This is a genomic window from Rummeliibacillus sp. TYF-LIM-RU47 (assembly GCF_008638315.1).
Taxonomy (GTDB): domain Bacteria; phylum Bacillota; class Bacilli; order Bacillales_A; family Planococcaceae; genus Rummeliibacillus; species Rummeliibacillus stabekisii.
The window spans coordinates 1-17976 of record NZ_VVIR01000007.1 but is presented as its reverse complement, the minus strand read 5'-3'; the positions used below and the strand labels follow the sequence as shown (position 1 = coordinate 17976).

14 protein-coding genes and 2 riboswitches are annotated in these 17976 nt (G+C 37.0%); of the genes, 9 read left to right on the top strand and 5 right to left on the bottom strand.

Annotation, left to right across the window (positions count from 1 at the left end; translation table 11 throughout):
* Positions 1-48: 48 nt before the first annotated feature.
* Positions 49-1140, top strand: a complete 1092-nt coding sequence (locus F0527_RS16225; RefSeq protein WP_150285627.1) for a Ger(x)C family spore germination protein — start codon at positions 49-51, stop codon at positions 1138-1140.
* A 44-nt stretch (positions 1141-1184) separates the two neighbouring features.
* Here the strand turns inward: F0527_RS16225 and F0527_RS16220 are convergent, their stop codons facing one another.
* A complete protein-coding gene (locus F0527_RS16220; protein WP_150285626.1) occupies positions 1185-2216 on the bottom strand; it encodes an NAD(P)/FAD-dependent oxidoreductase in 1032 nt (343 codons plus the stop codon).
* Positions 2217-2437: 221 nt separating this feature from the next.
* Between F0527_RS16220 and F0527_RS16215 the strand changes: the two genes are divergently transcribed.
* From F0527_RS16215 to F0527_RS16200, 4 genes are read left to right on the top strand one after another with little or no spacing between them, the layout of a single operon-like run.
* The gene (locus F0527_RS16215; RefSeq protein ID WP_150285625.1) at positions 2438-3481 is read left to right on the top strand and encodes an iron-siderophore ABC transporter substrate-binding protein; all 1044 of its coding nucleotides are present in this window, start codon (positions 2438-2440) and stop codon (positions 3479-3481) included.
* 2 nt (positions 3482-3483) lie between these two features.
* Positions 3484-4518, top strand: a complete 1035-nt coding sequence (locus F0527_RS16210) for a FecCD family ABC transporter permease (RefSeq protein ID WP_150285624.1) — start codon at positions 3484-3486, stop codon at positions 4516-4518.
* Positions 4515-5546 (top strand): FecCD family ABC transporter permease, encoded by a 1032-nt coding sequence (locus tag F0527_RS16205; RefSeq protein WP_150285623.1) that lies wholly within the window; start codon positions 4515-4517, stop codon positions 5544-5546. The genes F0527_RS16210 and F0527_RS16205 overlap by 4 nt, the downstream gene beginning before the upstream one ends.
* Entirely contained in the window at positions 5546-6340 is a 795-nt protein-coding gene (locus F0527_RS16200) for an ABC transporter ATP-binding protein (RefSeq protein ID WP_150285622.1), read from the top strand. The genes F0527_RS16205 and F0527_RS16200 overlap by 1 nt, the downstream gene beginning before the upstream one ends.
* 129 nt (positions 6341-6469) lie before the next feature.
* On the opposite strand, the gene F0527_RS16195 is transcribed toward F0527_RS16200, so the two are convergent.
* Positions 6470-7336, bottom strand: coding sequence for a helix-turn-helix domain-containing protein (locus F0527_RS16195; protein WP_150285621.1), 867 nt, complete (start codon positions 7334-7336; stop codon positions 6470-6472).
* A gap of 601 nt (positions 7337-7937) precedes the next feature.
* Positions 7938-9422 carry a catalase gene (locus F0527_RS16190; protein ID WP_150285620.1) on the bottom strand — a complete coding sequence of 495 codons (1485 nt, stop codon included), beginning with the start codon at positions 9420-9422 and terminating at the stop codon, positions 7938-7940.
* A 513-nt stretch (positions 9423-9935) separates the two neighbouring features.
* Between F0527_RS16190 and F0527_RS16185 the strand changes: the two genes are divergently transcribed.
* Positions 9936-11015, top strand: coding sequence for a nitric oxide synthase oxygenase (locus F0527_RS16185; RefSeq protein ID WP_150285619.1), 1080 nt, complete (start codon positions 9936-9938; stop codon positions 11013-11015).
* A gap of 50 nt (positions 11016-11065) precedes the next feature.
* Here F0527_RS16185 and F0527_RS16180 read toward each other — a convergent pair whose 3' ends face one another.
* A complete protein-coding gene (locus tag F0527_RS16180; RefSeq protein WP_150285618.1) occupies positions 11066-12280 on the bottom strand; it encodes a CynX/NimT family MFS transporter in 1215 nt (404 codons plus the stop codon).
* 194 nt (positions 12281-12474) lie between these two features.
* A riboswitch (Lysine riboswitch) is annotated at positions 12475-12654 on the top strand.
* Between the two features lie 140 nt (positions 12655-12794).
* Between F0527_RS16180 and F0527_RS16175 the strand changes: the two genes are divergently transcribed.
* The 3 genes from F0527_RS16175 (at position 12795) to F0527_RS16165 (ending at position 16715) form a co-directional block, all read left to right on the top strand.
* A complete protein-coding gene (locus F0527_RS16175; RefSeq protein ID WP_150285617.1) occupies positions 12795-14306 on the top strand; it encodes an amino acid permease in 1512 nt (503 codons plus the stop codon).
* A 204-nt stretch (positions 14307-14510) separates the two neighbouring features.
* Positions 14511-14612, top strand: a riboswitch (purine riboswitch).
* A 125-nt stretch (positions 14613-14737) separates the two neighbouring features.
* Entirely contained in the window at positions 14738-15331 is a 594-nt protein-coding gene (locus F0527_RS16170; RefSeq protein ID WP_370454704.1) for a xanthine phosphoribosyltransferase, read from the top strand.
* A gap of 13 nt (positions 15332-15344) precedes the next feature.
* The gene (locus tag F0527_RS16165) at positions 15345-16715 is read left to right on the top strand and encodes a nucleobase:cation symporter-2 family protein (RefSeq protein WP_150285616.1); all 1371 of its coding nucleotides are present in this window, start codon (positions 15345-15347) and stop codon (positions 16713-16715) included.
* 92 nt (positions 16716-16807) lie between these two features.
* Here F0527_RS16165 and F0527_RS16160 read toward each other — a convergent pair whose 3' ends face one another.
* Positions 16808-17368 (bottom strand): SLOG family protein, encoded by a 561-nt coding sequence (locus tag F0527_RS16160; protein WP_150285615.1) that lies wholly within the window; start codon positions 17366-17368, stop codon positions 16808-16810.
* Positions 17369-17976 lie beyond the last annotated feature (608 nt).

Sequence of the window (17976 nt, the reverse complement as noted above, 5' to 3'; positions counted from 1 at the left end):
TAGTTAAAGTACATTCTACAATATTGTTTTTAATAGGAGGAAAACTAAGTGAAAAAAATAATTGTTTTTCTCCTTATCAGTTCTTTATTTCTTAGCGGGTGTTGGGATCAAAGGATGTATAAAGATCTCTCTGTGATCTCTGTTGTAGGAATAGATGGGCATGTGGGAGATATAAGGGGCCACTACGCATATCCTAGTTCAAATAGTGACCCTACTAAATATATAGTGCTAGAAGGCATTGGCAAAACAATGAGAGAATCAAGAATTGATGCCAATAAGAAAACCGAACAAACAATGGACGTAGCTGAACTGACTACTATATTAGTTAATGAAGAAAGTGCAAAAAAGGATTTATATGCTCTAATGGATGTTTATTATCGATCTGCTCAGAGTCCAATGAATGCTAAAGTTGTTATAACAAAGGGCTCTGCAAAAAAGTTCCTGGAAATAAAAGATACTATGTCTAAAAAAATCGGTGAGTACTATTTTGATTTGATTACTGCTTTCGAGGACGCTACAATATATCCTAAAACAAATTTGGAGATTGCTGCTAACCTTATGTTTAGCGAGGGGAGAGATCTTGGCTTACCTTATTTAAATACTAGTGAAGATAAAGGACTTCCTGAAGGAGAAGGAATGGCTTTATTTAATGGAAAAAAATATACGGGTGAACATCTTACTCTAAGGGAATCTATCTTTGCAACATTACTAGGATATAGGAAAGCAAATTTTGTTGAATTAGCTTATATGTGGGATAAAGATGATAAAAAGGCACAGGTTGCGTTTAATATCATCAATTTTAAGAAAAAAAAGAAGGTGTTAAAGGATGGAAATAACATAAAAATTCAGTATGAAATTGATATGCCAGTCTTCATAACAGAATACCCACCAGACCACTTAGATCGAAAAAATGTAAGACAACAATTAGAAAAGTTTATAAAAGGTAGAGTAGAAAAAGACATAGCTAGGATGTTTAAAAAAAGTCAGGATGCATCTTCCGATGTAGTTGGAATTGGAGAGGATATTAGAGCCTATCATCCACAGTTATGGAGAGAGGGTAAATGGAAGGGGATTTATAAAGATATTAAAATAGAAACAAAGGTAAATGTGAATGTTGTTCGTAGTGGAAGTACGAGATAATTTAAAGAAGGAGTTGCCATATTGTAATGGAACTCCTTAAAATTTTATATATGCATTTCAGCCAATAACTGCTGATTTTTCTCATGGAATTTTTCATTGTGAGAAGAAACCATTGCATAGCTGTTAGCTTCAGGCTCGATATATTTTTTAACGCTATTAATAGCTAGTACCGCATCATTGAACGTACCAACGAGCAAATACACTTTATCGTCGTAGGAAACAATATCGCCCACAGCAAAAATTCCCGGTGTCGTTGTTTTGCATTGTCCGATGCTTTCAAAGAGCTGATTATCATTACGCTTTGGAGCAATCTTATTCTCGAAATCGAGTGAAACTTCATGATTATAGCCATGGCAAATTAAAATTTCATCCATCATGATAGTTTGGATTTCCCCATTCTTCATAATATCAACTGTTTCGATGGCAGTCTTTTGTGCATTCGCATTTAATGTTTGAATTTCAGTATTAAGTAAAATATCAACGCCATGATCTTTTAATTTTTTAATCTGTGATTCATGAGCTTTTAAATCGTTACTCCGATAAATAACAGTCAATTTTTTAGCGATAGGGAGTAATTCGCAAGCCCAGTCGATAGCAGCATTTCCTCCACCAGAGATTAATAATTCTTTGTTGCGGAAGCGCTCCATGCCATTGATGGTATAGTGCAGATTAGTCATTTCATATTTTTCGGCACCATCAATCTCTAATTTAATCGGTTGGAATATTCCACCGCCAATCGCAATAATGACTGTTTTTGAATAATGTTCTTCACCTGAGTCTGTCATGATTGTAAAGATGTCATCTTTCTTTTCAATCCATTTCACTTTGGAATTCAGACATATAGTTGGCTCGAACGTCATTGCTTGTTGAATTAAATTTTTTAAGAAGGCCTCACCTTGGATTGGTTGTTGCCCGCCAACATCCCAAAGCATCTTTTCTAAAAAAATATTCACTTTCCCGCCAAGCTGAGGATGGAATTCAATGATTTTCGTTTTTAAATCCCGCATCCCACTATAAAAGGCGCTATATAAACCTGCAGGGCCACCACCGACAATTGTTACATCATATAAATCCATGTTGTACACTCCTACTCGTTTAATCCGTACTTGTATAGTGATAATGATAATCCTTATCATTTATAAAAGCAAAAATAAATTTGCTTATCGGTGATATTTCTTTTATAAAGGGGTTTTTAAAAATGATACTTCCCATTTTTTATTGACAATTTAGAAATTGAAAGTTATATTTTAGTAGTGATAAAGATTCTCATTATCAATTATAAATAGGAGTGTAACGAATGAAAAAAATTACAAAAGTGATGCTATTCGCGTTTATGTCCGTTTTAGTACTTGCATTAGCCGCTTGTTCAGGTGATTCTTCTAAAGATAAGACATCGAGTGATAAAAAGACTGAATCAGCAGGTAGTGGTTATCCGATTAAAATTCAACATGCATTCGGAACGACAATAATTGATAAAAAGCCTAAACGTGTTGCAACGATTGCATGGGCAAACCATGATGTTGCATTAGCATTAGGTGTTGTGCCTGTTGGTTTTTCAGCAGCCAATTACGGTATTAAGGATAACAAAACAGGAATCTTACCTTGGACAAAAGAAAAATTGGACGAGCTAGGTGCTAAGAGCCCGAACGTTTATCAAGATACCGACGGGTTAGATTACGAAGCAATCGCTGATTCTAAACCAGATGTGATTTTAGCTGCATACTCAGGTATTACAAAAGAAGAGTATAATAAACTAAGTGAAATTGCTCCTGTAGTCGCTTATAAAGATCAACCATGGGTAACTTCATGGCGCGATCAAGTGAAATACGATTCAATGGGTATGGGAATGAAAAAAGAAGGCGAACAATTAGTTAAAGATACTGAAAAGTTAATTGCTGATACTGCTGCAAAATATCCGGATATTAAAGGTAAAAAAGCCGCTTTTGGTATGTTCAATACAACTGATTTATCAAAATTCTACATATACACACCATCAGATCCACGTGGTGAGATGTTAGAAGAAGTAGGGATGGAATATCCTGAAGGCTTGAAAAAACAAGTGAAAGACAATAAGAGCTTCTATCTTGAATTAAGTGCTGAAAATGCGGATGTATTGAATGATACAGAATTACTTGTTGTATACGGTAATAGTACAACATTAAAAACACTTCAGAAAGATCCTATTCTAGGTGAAGTTCCAGCCATTAAAAAAGGTAATGTTGTAGTAATTGAAGATAATACACCTTTAGCAGCAGCTGGCACACCAAGCCCATTATCAATTAAATATACAATTGATGACTATCTATCTAAAATCTCAGAAGTGGCAAAAAACATTAAATAGTAATGGGAAACATTATTGAAAAAGGACATAAGCAAAGGTTACTACCAAAGCATTTAGCAAAGGTAGTAGCTCTTTTGCTTATTTTGCTCATTGTTAGTATTCTAATGTCCCTTGTGTTTGGTTCTCGTACAATCGGTCTAGAAGGGCTTATAGATGGCTTATTTCATCCTTCTGTAGAAGGTCATGAGGCAAGCGTTGTGCGACAACGTATCGCAAGGACAATTTTCGGTTTGATTTGTGGGGCAGCTCTCGGTGTATCTGGGGCACTGATGCAATCTGTCACACGTAATCCTATTGCTGATCCAAGTATCTTAGGTGTTAATACAGGTGCATCTTTATTCGTCGTTTGTGGCATTGCTTTTTTAAACATTCAATCACCAAGTGGATACATATGGTTAGCTATTGTCGGTGCAATGTTGACAGCTGTATTTGTCTTTGGCATTGGTTCGATGGGCGCAAGTGGTGCTACACCTTTAAAACTTATATTAGCAGGAGCGGCGACGACAGCTATTTTGTCTTCACTCGTAACGGCTATTTTAATCCCACGTACGAATGTCATGGATCAATTTCGCTTTTGGCAAGTAGGGAGTGTAGGCGCTGCCAATTGGGATTCAGTGCATATCTTTATTCCATTCTTCATTGTCGGTTTGTTGATTGCCATTATAGTAGCCCCTGGCTTGAATGCATTAGCTCTCGGTGACGAAGTAGCGACAGGCTTAGGTGTACGCACTGGGGTTATTCGTATGTTAGCGGCTTTTGCCGGAGTTTTACTTTGTGGGGCAGCGACTGCTTTAGCTGGTCCAATCGGCTTTATTGGTTTACTCGCTACCCATTTGATACGGTTAGTAGTAGGACCGGATGTTCGCTTCCTTATTCCTTTAGCAGCATTAGCTGGAGCCATTATTTTATTGATTTCAGACGTATGTGGGCGTTTCCTTGGCAGTCCAGGCGAATTAGAAGTTGGGATTCTAACGGCCTTTATTGGTGCGCCAATTTTAATATTAATTACAATGAAAGCGAAAATGCGTACAATATGATGAATGAGACACTGAATACAATTATAAAAGCAAGAAGAAAACGTCGAAATCGCTATGTCAGCGTCACAATTATTTTAGCGATTATTACCATTGGTTTGTGCTGTACGATGATGATGCTCGGCAACACCATTTATCCTGTAACAGATGTAATTCACGTTTTACTTGGTGAGACAATACCAGGTGCTTCTTTCGCCATTAATGAAATTCGTTTGCCACGAACTGTAGCAGGTTTATTTGCAGGTTTTGCTTTTGGTGCTGGAGGCTACATTTTCCAAACGATGCTGCGTAATCCATTAGCAAATCCCAATGTTATCGGGATTACAACAGGTTCTAGTGCAGCAGCTGTTTTTTGTATTATCGTGCTACATACAAGTAGTACGGTTGTTTCACTTGCTGCTGTTATCGGAGGTCTCGTAACAGTTGCGATTATTTATGGATTATCGAGAGGAACCTCTTTTGCTATTGGCCGATTAATTTTGATTGGTATCGGTATTCAAGCAATGTTAAATGCAGTAATTTCTTATTTAATGCTAATTGGTAAAACGAATGACTTACCAAATGCTTTGCGTTGGTTAAGCGGGAGTTTAAACGGGGCAGAGTTAGAGATGACATATCCGTTAATTATTGCAGTGATAATTGTGACACCGGTGCTTATTTATTTTGCGAAACAACTTGAAATGCTAGAACTAGGTGAACAAGCAGCGACCTCTTTAGGCGTCAATACAAATAAAACGCGCGTCATATTAATGATTAGTGCGGTATTAATTATCGCTTTAGCTACAGCCACAACAGGCCCCATAGCGTTCGTCGCCTTTTTAGCAGGGCCTATTGCCCAACGTCTTGTTGGGGTTGGGTTTTCAAATATTCTTCCAGCAGGTTTAATTGGGGTTATTTTAGTCTTAGGCGGAGATCTAATTGGTCAGTTTGCCTTTGAAACCCGTTTTCCAGTAGGTGTTATTACAGGGATTATTGGTGCACCATATTTAATTTACTTGCTAATTCGTATTAATCGAAAGGGAGATATTTAATGACAACTCATACATTTGAAACGAAGAATATTCAATCAGGATATGATAATAAAACCATTTTAAACGATGTCAACTTATCGATTCCGAGTAATCAAATTAGCATCATTATTGGTGCTAACGGGTGTGGGAAATCAACACTCCTAAAAACAATGGCACGTTTAATTAAGCCAACGGGTGGAGATGTGCTATTAGATGGTAAATCCATTCATAAAATGGCACCAAAACAATTAGCGAAAGTATTAGGACTGCTTCCTCAGTCACCAATCGTACCGGAAGGCATTACAGTAGCAGATCTTGTTGGTCGTGGTCGTTTTCCTCATCAAAGCGTCATGAAGGGCTGGTCGAAAAAGGATTATGAAGCTGTAGCAGAAGCGTTAGAAATGATGAACATTACCGAATTTGCTGATCGAAATATCGATGAATTGTCAGGTGGACAAAGACAACGTGTTTGGATAGCGATGGCATTGGCACAGCAAACGGACATTTTATTTTTAGATGAGCCTACGACATATTTGGATATTACATACCAAGTAGAGATATTAGATTTATTAACAGATTTAAATAAAAGGTATGGAACGACGATTGTCATGGTACTGCATGATATTAACTTGTCCGCACGCTATGCAGATTATTTGTTCACAGTAAAAAATGGGCAACTCATTGCAGAGGGGGCGCCTATTGAAATTATAACGGCAGATTTAATTAAAGAAACCTTTCAGTTGGATTGCCAAGTTATTAACGATCCAGTATCTAATACGCCACTTATCGTTCCGATTGGTCGTCATCACGCATGAATTTTAGGCTAGAGCCGAATAAATAAGACACCTCACTTTTGCATTAGTAAAAGCGGGGTGTCTTTTTAATATGTAATGGCCCGATCATAAATACGTTTGGTAAACCAATTCATTAATAGCTGAGGAATTTTATTTAATAATGGCCAATTTTTCCTCTAAGTATAATTCATGATTGTTAGCTAAATTGATATCACCTAAAAAACGCATAGTTTGAATAGCGTTCTGTGCCATTTCGGTACCGATTGTTTGGTTGCCAGTAGCAATGTTAAAGATTCCTTTTAAAAACATTAGCTTTGTTTTTTCAAAGTAAAAATCTGTGCCTTCGGAGATTTTCTCAACATATTGTATGAACTGTTGCGTTTCTTTCCCCTTATTTGCTTCTACGCAAAAGACTATAGTGTTTAATAAAACCTTAATAACTTCTTCGTTAAATTTCTTTATATTTTTATAAACTTCCGTTTTTTGGGTTAACTCTTTAGAAAGTGTTATCACTAAATCTTTATTTAATATATGCATTGTATTGCCAAATAGCATGATTTCGTAAAATCCCCAATTATCTACACTAAACAGATAGTCACTTATATTAATTAAATCATCTTTCTGAAAGATGACGGTAGAATCTAAATTATGTGCTAATGCTTTGATCATAATTGAATTGTATTGGTAACTGGTTATATTATACTTTAACCACTTTCCATACTCTTCTTCCTCTATCTTGAGCAATAACGTTAGGTCATTATTTTCATATGCACGTTTAATGTTATTCAATATGTTTTCCAGATGAGTTGGTTTATAGTCGTTCGAAATAAACATAAATTCTTCTAAAGTTAAATTCAATCTATCGAGCAATAAGGAGAACTTTGATAAAGAGATATCTGAATTTCCACGTTCAAATTTTGATAGAAAAGATACACTGATAATTCCTTTAGATACTTCTTTTAATGAATAGTTTTTGCTTATTCTAATATCCCTGAAAACATATCCTAAGTAATTCATTTTTCTCTCTTGCCCCTTTATATTTTACTATATGACAATTTTAAGTTTTTTGATAAATTAAGTATATAATATCTATGATGAGATAAAAAATAGAGAAAAGGTCTTATTGTATCTAAGTCTATTTACATTTCTTATCAGAAAGAAAATATAAAGGAATAAGGGGGATATAACAATGAAGAAAATGAATTTAAAACACCTATTAAATGTAGGATTAGGTATTCTAATTATCATTGGAGCTGGAAAAGCGAGTTTTCTAGCTGAAACTCTAATTAAATAAAATTGCAATTTTAAAACAATGCGATAAGAAGTTCTTACTTTCTTTTATTTGTTCCCTTAAAGATAGTAGAATCTCATGGTTGTCATATTGCTTTTTATTTTATTAAGTTAATTTGTTGATCAAGTTATCCTTTGTTATTTTCGTCGACCTTATTTATTCTCCATTGGCTGTTTCTTTCCTACATTCACAAATCGTAATAAATAGCAGCCAAAGATTAAAACTTTTTTCTCGAAAGGGATAACTACATATATGAAAGTGTTAAAAAAGCTGTATCACTCAGAGGAGTGATACAGCTTTTTTGGATATGTTGTCGAGTTGTTTAGATTAGTGATATTGGATTTCTTTGTTGACATCAATGTTATTGATATCGATGCCCATTGCTTTTGCAACGCCTGCACCATAAGCAGGGTCTGCTTTATAGCAGTGGATAATGTGGCGTTCTTTAATGAAGTCTTCCACACCTTCCATATTGCGAGCTGTATTTTCAAATAAGCGTTGTTGTTCTTCAGCAGTCATGATATTGAATAATTTTCCTGGTTGTTCGAAGTAGTTAGAGTCATCTTCGCGGAAATCATAAATATCTGCTGGACCTGCTTCTTCAGCTGGGTTTTTGAATTCAGGCTGTTCTTTCCATTCACCATAGCTATTTGGCTCATAGTGAAGTGTGCTACCTAAGTTACCGTCAACGCGCATAGCACCATCGCGATGGAAGTTATGCACTGGGCATTTTGGTGCGTTTACTGGTATTTGGAAATTATTCACACCTAGGCGGTAGCGTTGAGCATCTGCATACGAGAATAAACGAGCTTGCAACATGCGGTCTGGTGAGAAGCTAATACCAGGCACTACATTTGATGGTTGGAATGCAGCTTGTTCTACATCCGCAAAGTAGTTTTCCGCATTGCGATTTAATTCAAATTCTCCTACTGGAATTAGTGGATATTCAGATTTATACCATACCTTTGTTAAATCGAATGGATTGTCGCGGTGGTTACGCGCTTGTTCATCTGTCATCACTTGGATAGACATTTTCCATTTAGGGAATTCGCCGCGTTCGATTGCTTCATATAAATCACGTTGTGAAGACTCACGGTCATTTGCAACTACTTCTGCTGCTTCTTGGTCAGTGTAGTTTTTGATTCCTTGTTGTGTTTCAAAGTGGAATTTAACATACACGCGCTCATTATTAGCATTAATCATTGAATACGTATGAGAACCAAAACCATGCATATGGCGGTAGTCAGTAGGAATTCCACGGTCGCCCATTACATATGTGATTTGGTGTAATGCTTCAGGAAGATTTGTCCAGAAGTCCCAGTTGTTATTCGCGGAACGCATATTTGTACGAGGGTCGCGTTTAACAGCATGGTTTAAATCAGGGAAATGCATGGCATCACGGAAGAAGAATACAGGTGTATTATTTCCGACTAAGTCCCAGTTACCTTGTTCGGTATAGAATTTTAATGCAAAACCACGGATATCGCGTTCTGCATCAGCAGCACCACGTTCACCGGCTACTGTTGAGAATCGAGCGAACATGTCTGTTTTCTTGCCAACTTCAGAGAAGATAGCCGCTTTTGTATATTTTGTAATATCGTGCGTTACAGTAAATGTTCCGAATGCACCTGATCCTTTTGCGTGCATACGGCGTTCAGGAATCACTTCACGGTTAAAGTTTGCTAGTTTTTCAATTAAATAAACATCTTGCAATAGAACTGGACCACGTTTGCCTGCTGTCATTGAATTTGTATTGCTTACGACAGGTGCACCAGCCGCAGTTGTTAATTTTTTATTTTGGTCGTTTGCCATTCATAATTCCCCCTTAAATCTATAGAATTATCTCTTCGAAAATAACTATAACAGAGTCATAGCTAAATGTAAATTATAATAATTATTTTTAAGGAATTTGTATCTTAAAGAATAGAATATAAATAATACGATGTTTGTCAATTAATTTGCTTCCTTAAATTGTGAAAAATAAAAGTTGATATTCAACGTTAAACTTTGCCAACAATACGGTTTGGATGTAATTTAAATGGTTTGAAAAACATATCTTATTTGACTTCTTTAATTATGTTAACTGTATTAACAACTTCTTTATAATAATTACTATTATCATTGGGAGGCTGTGGATAGGTATAAATGAAAATATATATCTATTACTATACGCTATGAATACATTGCCAAATCTATTCCTTTTATCAACATTGAATATGTTAATGCTATTTCTCCAATTCTTTATAAATGAATATATAATCTACATATTTTTTCGCTGATTTTTTTGATTTATCATAGGGGTAATGACAGGTCGAGGAGGACATAATGGCCATAATAGATGAAGCAGTCGCTTTTTTGACTTTATATTATAAAGAGAATCATTTGCCGGATGAACAATTAGATCATCGTTTGAAAGAGGTACGTCAAGAAATTGAGGAAAATGGAAGTTATAATCATACTCCTGAAGAATTGAGCTACGGTGCTCAGGTTGCTTGGAGGAACAGCAATAAGTGTATAGGCAGGTTATTTTGGAAAACCCTTCAGGTGAAGGATGAACGGGGCGTATTAGAAGAAGAAACTATTTTTCAAAAATTGATAAGTCATATTGAATATGCCTTTAATAATGGGAAGATCAAGCCTTGTATCACAATTTTTGAGCCCGGCCGTGTCCGTATTTGGAATCATCAATTGATACGCTATGCGGGTTATGAATGTGAAGATCAAACCATTGTGGGTGATGCGGATTCGGTTGCTTTTACAAATGAGTGCTTAAAACTTGGATGGAAAGGGAAGAGAGGGCAATTTGACGTGTTGCCTTTAGTTATTCAAGTTGATAATCGTCCACCTAAGTTCTTTGAGATTCCTTCTATATACATAAATGAAGTGGAAATCAGGCATCCAGGATATAGCTGGTTTTCTGAGTTACATTTAAAGTGGTATGCAGTTCCTATCATTTCAAGTATGCCTCTTGAGATAGGGGGAGTCGTCTATACTGCCGCTCCTTTTAACGGTTGGTATATGGGAACGGAAATTGGTGCAAGAAATCTTGCAGACGAAAATCGTTATAATCAGCTTCCTTTAATTGCGAAGAAGATGGGCTTAGATATGCGATCAAACACAAACTTATGGCAAGATCGTGCACTAATAGAATTAAATGAAGCCGTTTTGTATTCTTTCCGGGAAGATGGTGTCAGTATTGTGGATCATCACACTGCAGCACAGCAATTTAAACGTTTTGAAATGAACGAAGAAGCGGAAAATAGAGATGTAACAGGCAATTGGACTTGGCTTATTCCGCCTCTATCACCGGCTTTAACGCATATTTTTCATAAACCGTATAAAAATAAAAAGAACTCGCCAGCGTATTCTTATCGGTCGTCACCTTTTAAGATATTGGAAGACTAGAGAATACAAATGAAAAAGCGCTCATTAGCTACAGGCTAATGGCGCTTTTGTTATTGTTCTTTCGTTACAAATCGGTCTTTAGCAGAAATGAATGCAAAGACGAACAAAAGGACTGTGACAATAAGATATAAGCTGTTAGCGGCATGCCAACTATGGAAGCTGTCATGGATAAAGCCATATAGTACAGGTCCTATCGCAGCTAGCAAATAACCGATGGATTGTGCAGTGCCTGAAAGCTCAGCTGCTTCTTGTGCGTTGCGAGAACGAAGGGAGAAAAGCATCATAGAAAGACTAAAGGATGCCCCTCCGGCGAATCCAATCATTAACATCCATAACAATGTAAGCTCTGTCCAATTCATAAATATACCTGCAAAGCCTGCAAAGTAAAACAGTGACAATAATGCAACGAGCGGCCTTTGGTCAGCTTTTTTACCTGCAAGAATCGGGGTTAAAAAAGTCATTGGCAATTGTGCTATCTGTAGAATAGAAAACATCCATCCCGCTTTGCTCGGGCTCATGCCTTGGGTTTCAAGCAGTCCTGGAATCCAAGTAGCCGTCGTATAAAACAACAGGGATTGTAGCCCCATCGTGAAGGTAATAGCCCATGTAAGAGGATACTTCCACATAGGTTTATTACGTTGAGAAGGTTCATTGCTGTTTATTACCTTCACATGATTCCGCAATTGTGGTAGCCATACTATGATAGCGAGAATGGCCAGAATACCCCAACAGGCAAGAGCTCCTTTCCATCCGATTGTTGTTTCTGCTATTGGATTGCTCACGCCTGCTGCTATACTGGCGGATAGGTTCATGGAAACAGAATAAAGTGCTGTTAACAATCCTACTTGAAGAGGAAACTTTAATTTAATAAGAGCAGGCAAGAGGACATTGCCAAATGAAATAGCAACTCCGATGATAATCGTTCCAAAGAATAAGAAAAAGACACTGCCCGCTGAACGCATTAAGATACCAATAGCCAAAAGTATTAAGGCTGATAACAATGTTCTTTCAAATCCAAAACGTCGTGAAATTTTAGGGACAAATGGTGAGACAACTGCAAATGCAAGCAAGGGGATAGTTGTAATCAATCCCGCCCACACATTTGATATAGTGAGCTCTTCTTTAATATCTGCAATAATAGGGCCAACAGCAGTGAGAGGGGATCGCAATGTTGTGGCGATAAAGATAATACCGAGCACTAAAAGCCATGTTTTTTTGTCCCATGACAGCTTCTTGTTTCGGTTCGTAGCTTGTTCTGAAGCCAAAGGAAATCCTCCTTTTGAATTTATAATAGATAATAAAAACGTACAGGAATCATTTTGCTTTATCAATATTTGTTTTACAAAACATGTCCACTTCTTTCTAAAATATAGTAATTTTCTATTTACCCTTGTAGTTATGTGCTTAATATATTACAATGTAGGTAACTTAAAACTATATATTGCATGCCTCATCCAATAGATGAGGTAGAGGTCGCGGTATTCATGAGTATAATCGACGAGGCGAGAAAGCGTTTAGGACTCGATTAAAAAGGGAATATTGCCGAAGTACAAGCAAGCTTTTTATTGCTAGTGCTGGGGCTGCTATCGAAAGGTGCAGAACTGTCACGCCAAAGTCGGCGTGTTGAGCTATCTTGATCAAGGTTGATGGGGAATTCGGACGCCATCTCAGTTATATATGTGATGGCTTTTTTATTTAAATTTTAGCTGTAATAGACAGCGGCGAAGAATACCTTCAGCTCGACCTTTTCTTGCAATGAAAAACGGAAAGAGGAGAGTTATGAATAGAGTAGAAACACATACAAATGCAGGAATACGAACAAACATTAAACATGATTCTCATTCAAATACACAACAGAAACTGAAACGCAGCTTAAAAAGTCGCCATATTTCCATGATTTCACTTGGCGGTACAATCGGTACAGGCCTACTTTTAGCAAGCGGCAACTCAGTTGCAGAAGCGGGTCCCGGAGGAGCACTGTTAGCTTATGGACTAATTGGTGTAATGGTATTTTTCCTTATGACAAGTTTAGGGGAAATGGCCGCTTATATGCCTGTATCAGGATCATTCAGCACATATGCTTCCAAATTTGTTGATCCTTCATTAGGATTCGCGCTTGGTTGGAATTATTGGTACAACTGGGCAGTAACGATTGCAGCTGAAATTTCAGCTGTAGCGATTGTTATGAAATATTGGTTCCCACACACACCTTCATTTATTTGGAGCGCTGCATTTCTTATAATTATCTTTACTTTAAACTTTTTGTCAGTAAAAAGTTTTGGTGAAAGCGAATATTGGTTTGCGCTTATCAAAGTAGCAACAATTATTATATTTATTATCATTAGTTTCTTAATGATTTTTGGTATTCTCGGCGGACATGCTCCTGTTGGATTTACTAATTTCTTTAAAGGCGACGCGCCTTTCCATGGTGGATTTTTTGCTACATTAGGCATTTTCTTAGCTGCAGGCTTCTCCTTCCAAGGGACAGAATTGCTTGGGATTACAGCTGGTGAAACGGAAAATCCAGAAAAAACAATCCCACAGGCTGTACGCTCGGTCTTTTGGCGAATTCTATTGTTTTATGTTTTAGCTATCTTAGCGATCGGCTTATTAATTCCTTATACGGATGCACGTTTAGCAAATAGCGATGACGTGGCAGTAAGTCCTTTTACATTAATATTTGAAAATGCAGGCATTGCCTTTGCTGCTTCTGTGATGAACGCAGTTATCCTTACAGCGATTCTTTCAGCCGGCAACTCAGGGTTATATGCAGCATCTCGTACATTACGTGAATTAGCAATGGAAGGTAATGCACCGAAGATTTTCAAAAAACTAAACAACCGCGGTGTTCCTGTTGCAGCACTTGTTTTAACAGTAGCAGTGGCTTGTTTATCCTTTTTGGCATCACTTTTTGGATCTGGTACAGTGTATATCTGGCTCTTAAATGCTTCTGGTATGTGCGGTTTCATTGCATGGCTTGGTATAGCGACCAGTCATTATCGTTTCCGAAAAGCATTTGTGGCACAGGGTCGTGATCTCTCAGAGTTGCCGTATCGCTCTAAATTTTTCCCATTTGGCCCGATTTTTGCCTTTGTCCTTTGTGCGATCGTTATCTTAGGGCAAAACTACACAGCGTTTACAGGCGACCATATTGATTGGTATGGCATCCTAGTATCCTATATTGGCTTGCCAATCTTCCTTATTATCTGGTTTGGCCATAAACTGAAATGTAAAACAAAGGTTGTACGTCTAGAAGAAGCAGATCTGACAACGAAACGCCAAGTACAATAATTTAAATCTTGAAAGCTAATCTATCAACGTTGGTAGATTAGCTTTTTTATTGTGAATTGAGCCGTTTCGTTTAATATAATGTTCGCTTTTTAAATGTTTCTATCATAATAAATAATCTATTTATTCGGATTTGGGTTATTTACCAACACTTACAAAGAGAATTTATATTGAATTTTACGTTTTACATGCTATAATAAAGATAATCAAAATTACATAACATTCACTCATATAATAGCAGGAATATGGCCTGCAAGTTTCTACCAGATTACCGTAAATGATCTGACTATGAGAAGCAATCTAGTAAATAGTTTGTTCATTACTTTCTATTTGCTATTACTTTCGACAATAAGTCGAAGGACTTTGCTCCACTCGTAGATGATTGGATGTATTAGTTCTTCGGCTTTTTTGTACGTAAAAAAGCTGAGGTGCTAATGAAAAGAAGGGAGTTCCTCGTGTTGAAAGCACTTCAGGATAAAATCGTAAACGAAGGTAAAGTAATATCAGAGGGAGTTTTAAAAGTAGATTCTTTCTTAAATCATCAGATTGATCCACAATTGATGAAAAAAATTGGTCAAGAATTCGCGGAGCTTTATAAAAATGAAGGAATTACAAAAATATTAACAATCGAATCATCCGGCATAGCACCAGCTGTGATGGCTGGCCTTCTTTTAGAAGTGCCTGTAGTCTTTGCACGTAAAAGCAAATCGGTGACGTTGATTGATAACCTATATACAACTGAAGTATATTCATTCACTAAGAAAGTAACTAGCACGCTGACAGTTTCAAAAGATTACTTAACAGAAGATGATGTAGTACTTGTCATTGATGATTTCTTAGCTAATGGCGAAGCAGCTAAAGGCTTAATTCATCTTATCGAACAAGCAGGGGCAACTATTAGCGGTATCGGTATTGTTATCGAAAAAGGATTCCAACAAGGTGGTCAAGTTTTACGCGATAAAGGATATCGAGTGGATTCACTGGCGATTGTTTCATCATTAGAAAACAAAGAAATCCAATTTTCTTAGGAGGCGGCAAAGAATGAACAAAGCAAAACTTGCAACACTGGGCATTCAACACTTATTGGCGATGTATGCAGGTGCTATATTAGTGCCGCTTATAATTGGTGGGGCGTTAAAGTTTAATACAACACAACTAACGTACTTAGTTTCGATTGATATCATGATGTGTGGGATTGCTACATTATTGCAAGTTGCACGAGGCAAAGTATTTGGTATTGGCCTTCCTTTAGTGCTCGGGTGTACGTTTACAGCCGTTACACCTATTATTGGCATTGGCGACAAATATGGCCTTGGTTCAATTTATGGTGCGGTCATCACTTCAGGCTTAATTATTGTTTTGATTTCAGGTTTCTTTGGTAAACTGGTTAAATTCTTCCCGCCAGTTGTGACAGGTAGTGTTGTGACAATCATCGGGATTACATTAATTCCAGTAGCTATCAACAATGCGGGTGGTGGACAAGGAGCAGCTGATTTCGGATCTGCTTCTAACATTACACTTGCGTTTGGCACGCTTCTTGCGATTATCTTGTTATACCGATTCACAAATGGATTCTTTCGTTCGATTGCAATACTGATCGGGCTAGTACTTGGCACAATTGTGGCAGGTTTTATGGGTAAAGTTGACTTTACTCCTGTAAAAGAAGCAGCATGGGGCCAAATCGTAACGCCATTTTACTTCGCAACACCAGAGTTTCACGTTGTACCTATTATTACTATGACGCTGGTGGCTCTAGTATCTTTGGTTGAATCAACAGGTTCTTATTTTGCATTAAGTGATATGACTAATACGCCAATTGATGATAAAGCACTTGCAAGAGGATATCGTTCAGAGGGCTTAGCTTCTATTATCGGTGGAATCTTTAACTCATTCCCATATACTGCTTTTTCACAAAATGTAGGGCTTATGCAGTTGACTGGTGTTAAAAATCGCGCAGTCATCTTTATTACTGGTATTTTCCTTGTAACATTAGGATTCTTACCTAAAATTGCGGCATTAACGACAGTTATTCCAACTGCTGTGCTTGGTGGGGCTATGATTGCTATGTTTGGCATGGTGGTTTCACAAGGGATTAAAATGTTAGGCTCTGTTATTGGTGAAACAGAAGGTAACCCTATGATCGTGGCATGTGCGGTAGGAATGGGGCTTGGCGTGACTGTAGTTCCTCAAATTTTCGACATCTTACCAGAAAGTGTACGTATATTAACAAGTAATGGCATAGTGGCAGGAAGTGTAACAGCAATTGCAATGAATATAGTCTTTAATATGCTTCCTTGGGGCCGTAGTGAAAAGGTAAAATCAAGTTCTTTGGATAGTTCAATGAAAAGAGAAGCCGTTTCAACTAAAGGCAAAGAGCTTCCGAAAAATAAGAGTTATGGTCAGGTTCATTAGTACAAATCAGTTTCCTTCTATTAATGAAGGAGGAATTTATAGAATAAAACGGTGCCCTTCTTCAACATCTAGAAAGTGTTGAGGAGGGGCATTTACATTTCCCACTTTTTCATTTGTTCTTCCTCAGCAATTAATTGCAGGTCATACGCATTTATTAAAAGAATTTCATAGTCAAACTTGTCGGCATACTGCGCGGCAAGTTTTTTTATATACTTTGGCGAGCCTTCATTTTCCTCATCGTATACTATTAAAATGCCATCCGAATGCTGAATAAGAAATTTATTGCTCTCAACAAACTGCCAAGGTGCTTCATAAGGACGATTCGTTAGACTTGTGGTGTAATCAGCGAGAGAGAGTATCATTTCATATTTTTCTTGCTTTGCTTCATTCCATCTCTTCTCTTGATCCAAAAAAGGTGTCATAACGGCATATTTCAATTCAGGATATTCTAATTGAAGGTCCATCACAATTTCCGCTGCCCATGTTTCTACTCCTAGCGCACCGGTCATTATTATCCACTCAAGACCTTCTTCAATTAATGGTACCAACCTCTCTTTGATAGCTTGCTTGATTATAGGAATCCCAGCATGCTTATCGTCAAAGATGCCAAGTTCGTGCGCCTTGTAACCAGTAATGACGAGTCTTTTTATCATTAGAACACTCCTTTGGTGAGAAATATAAAAACCGATTTCCCATTAGCCTAAAAGAAACCGGTTGACTGATATAAATATAGAAATAGTTTATAGGTTAAGCAGAACTGTGCTACAAAACCTACATTTAATTTTACAATAGTTGGCTTTTGATGGCAACGAGGGTGTATGAGGATCTAATTAGTTCTTATTATAGAAGGAACTCTTATTAACTACTCAAAGGTGTAGCATCTGTTATTACGTCTTCATTGATATTGGAAGAGAAATTAGTGCGTGTGATGAGGCGATTATAATAGAAGCAGTTTTGTATAAAACAATAATTGAATTATGTGTTGACATACCTTCTAGAAGTTGTTATTATATAAAAGTTGCTGATAGCGACTTACCAAGTTAGCAAACTTCAAATAAAAAAACTTTTGAAAGTTGTTGACAAGTCGATACAGAAATGATATTATATAAAAGTTCGCTAAAACAAACGAACGACATGAACCTTGAAAACTGAACAAGCAAGATGTTAATCATTTAAACTTACTAACAATTGTTAGTTTTAAAGTCATCATCGTAAAGATGATGCGCTAGTGAAATTTTGAGCAATCAAACACTTTTATGGA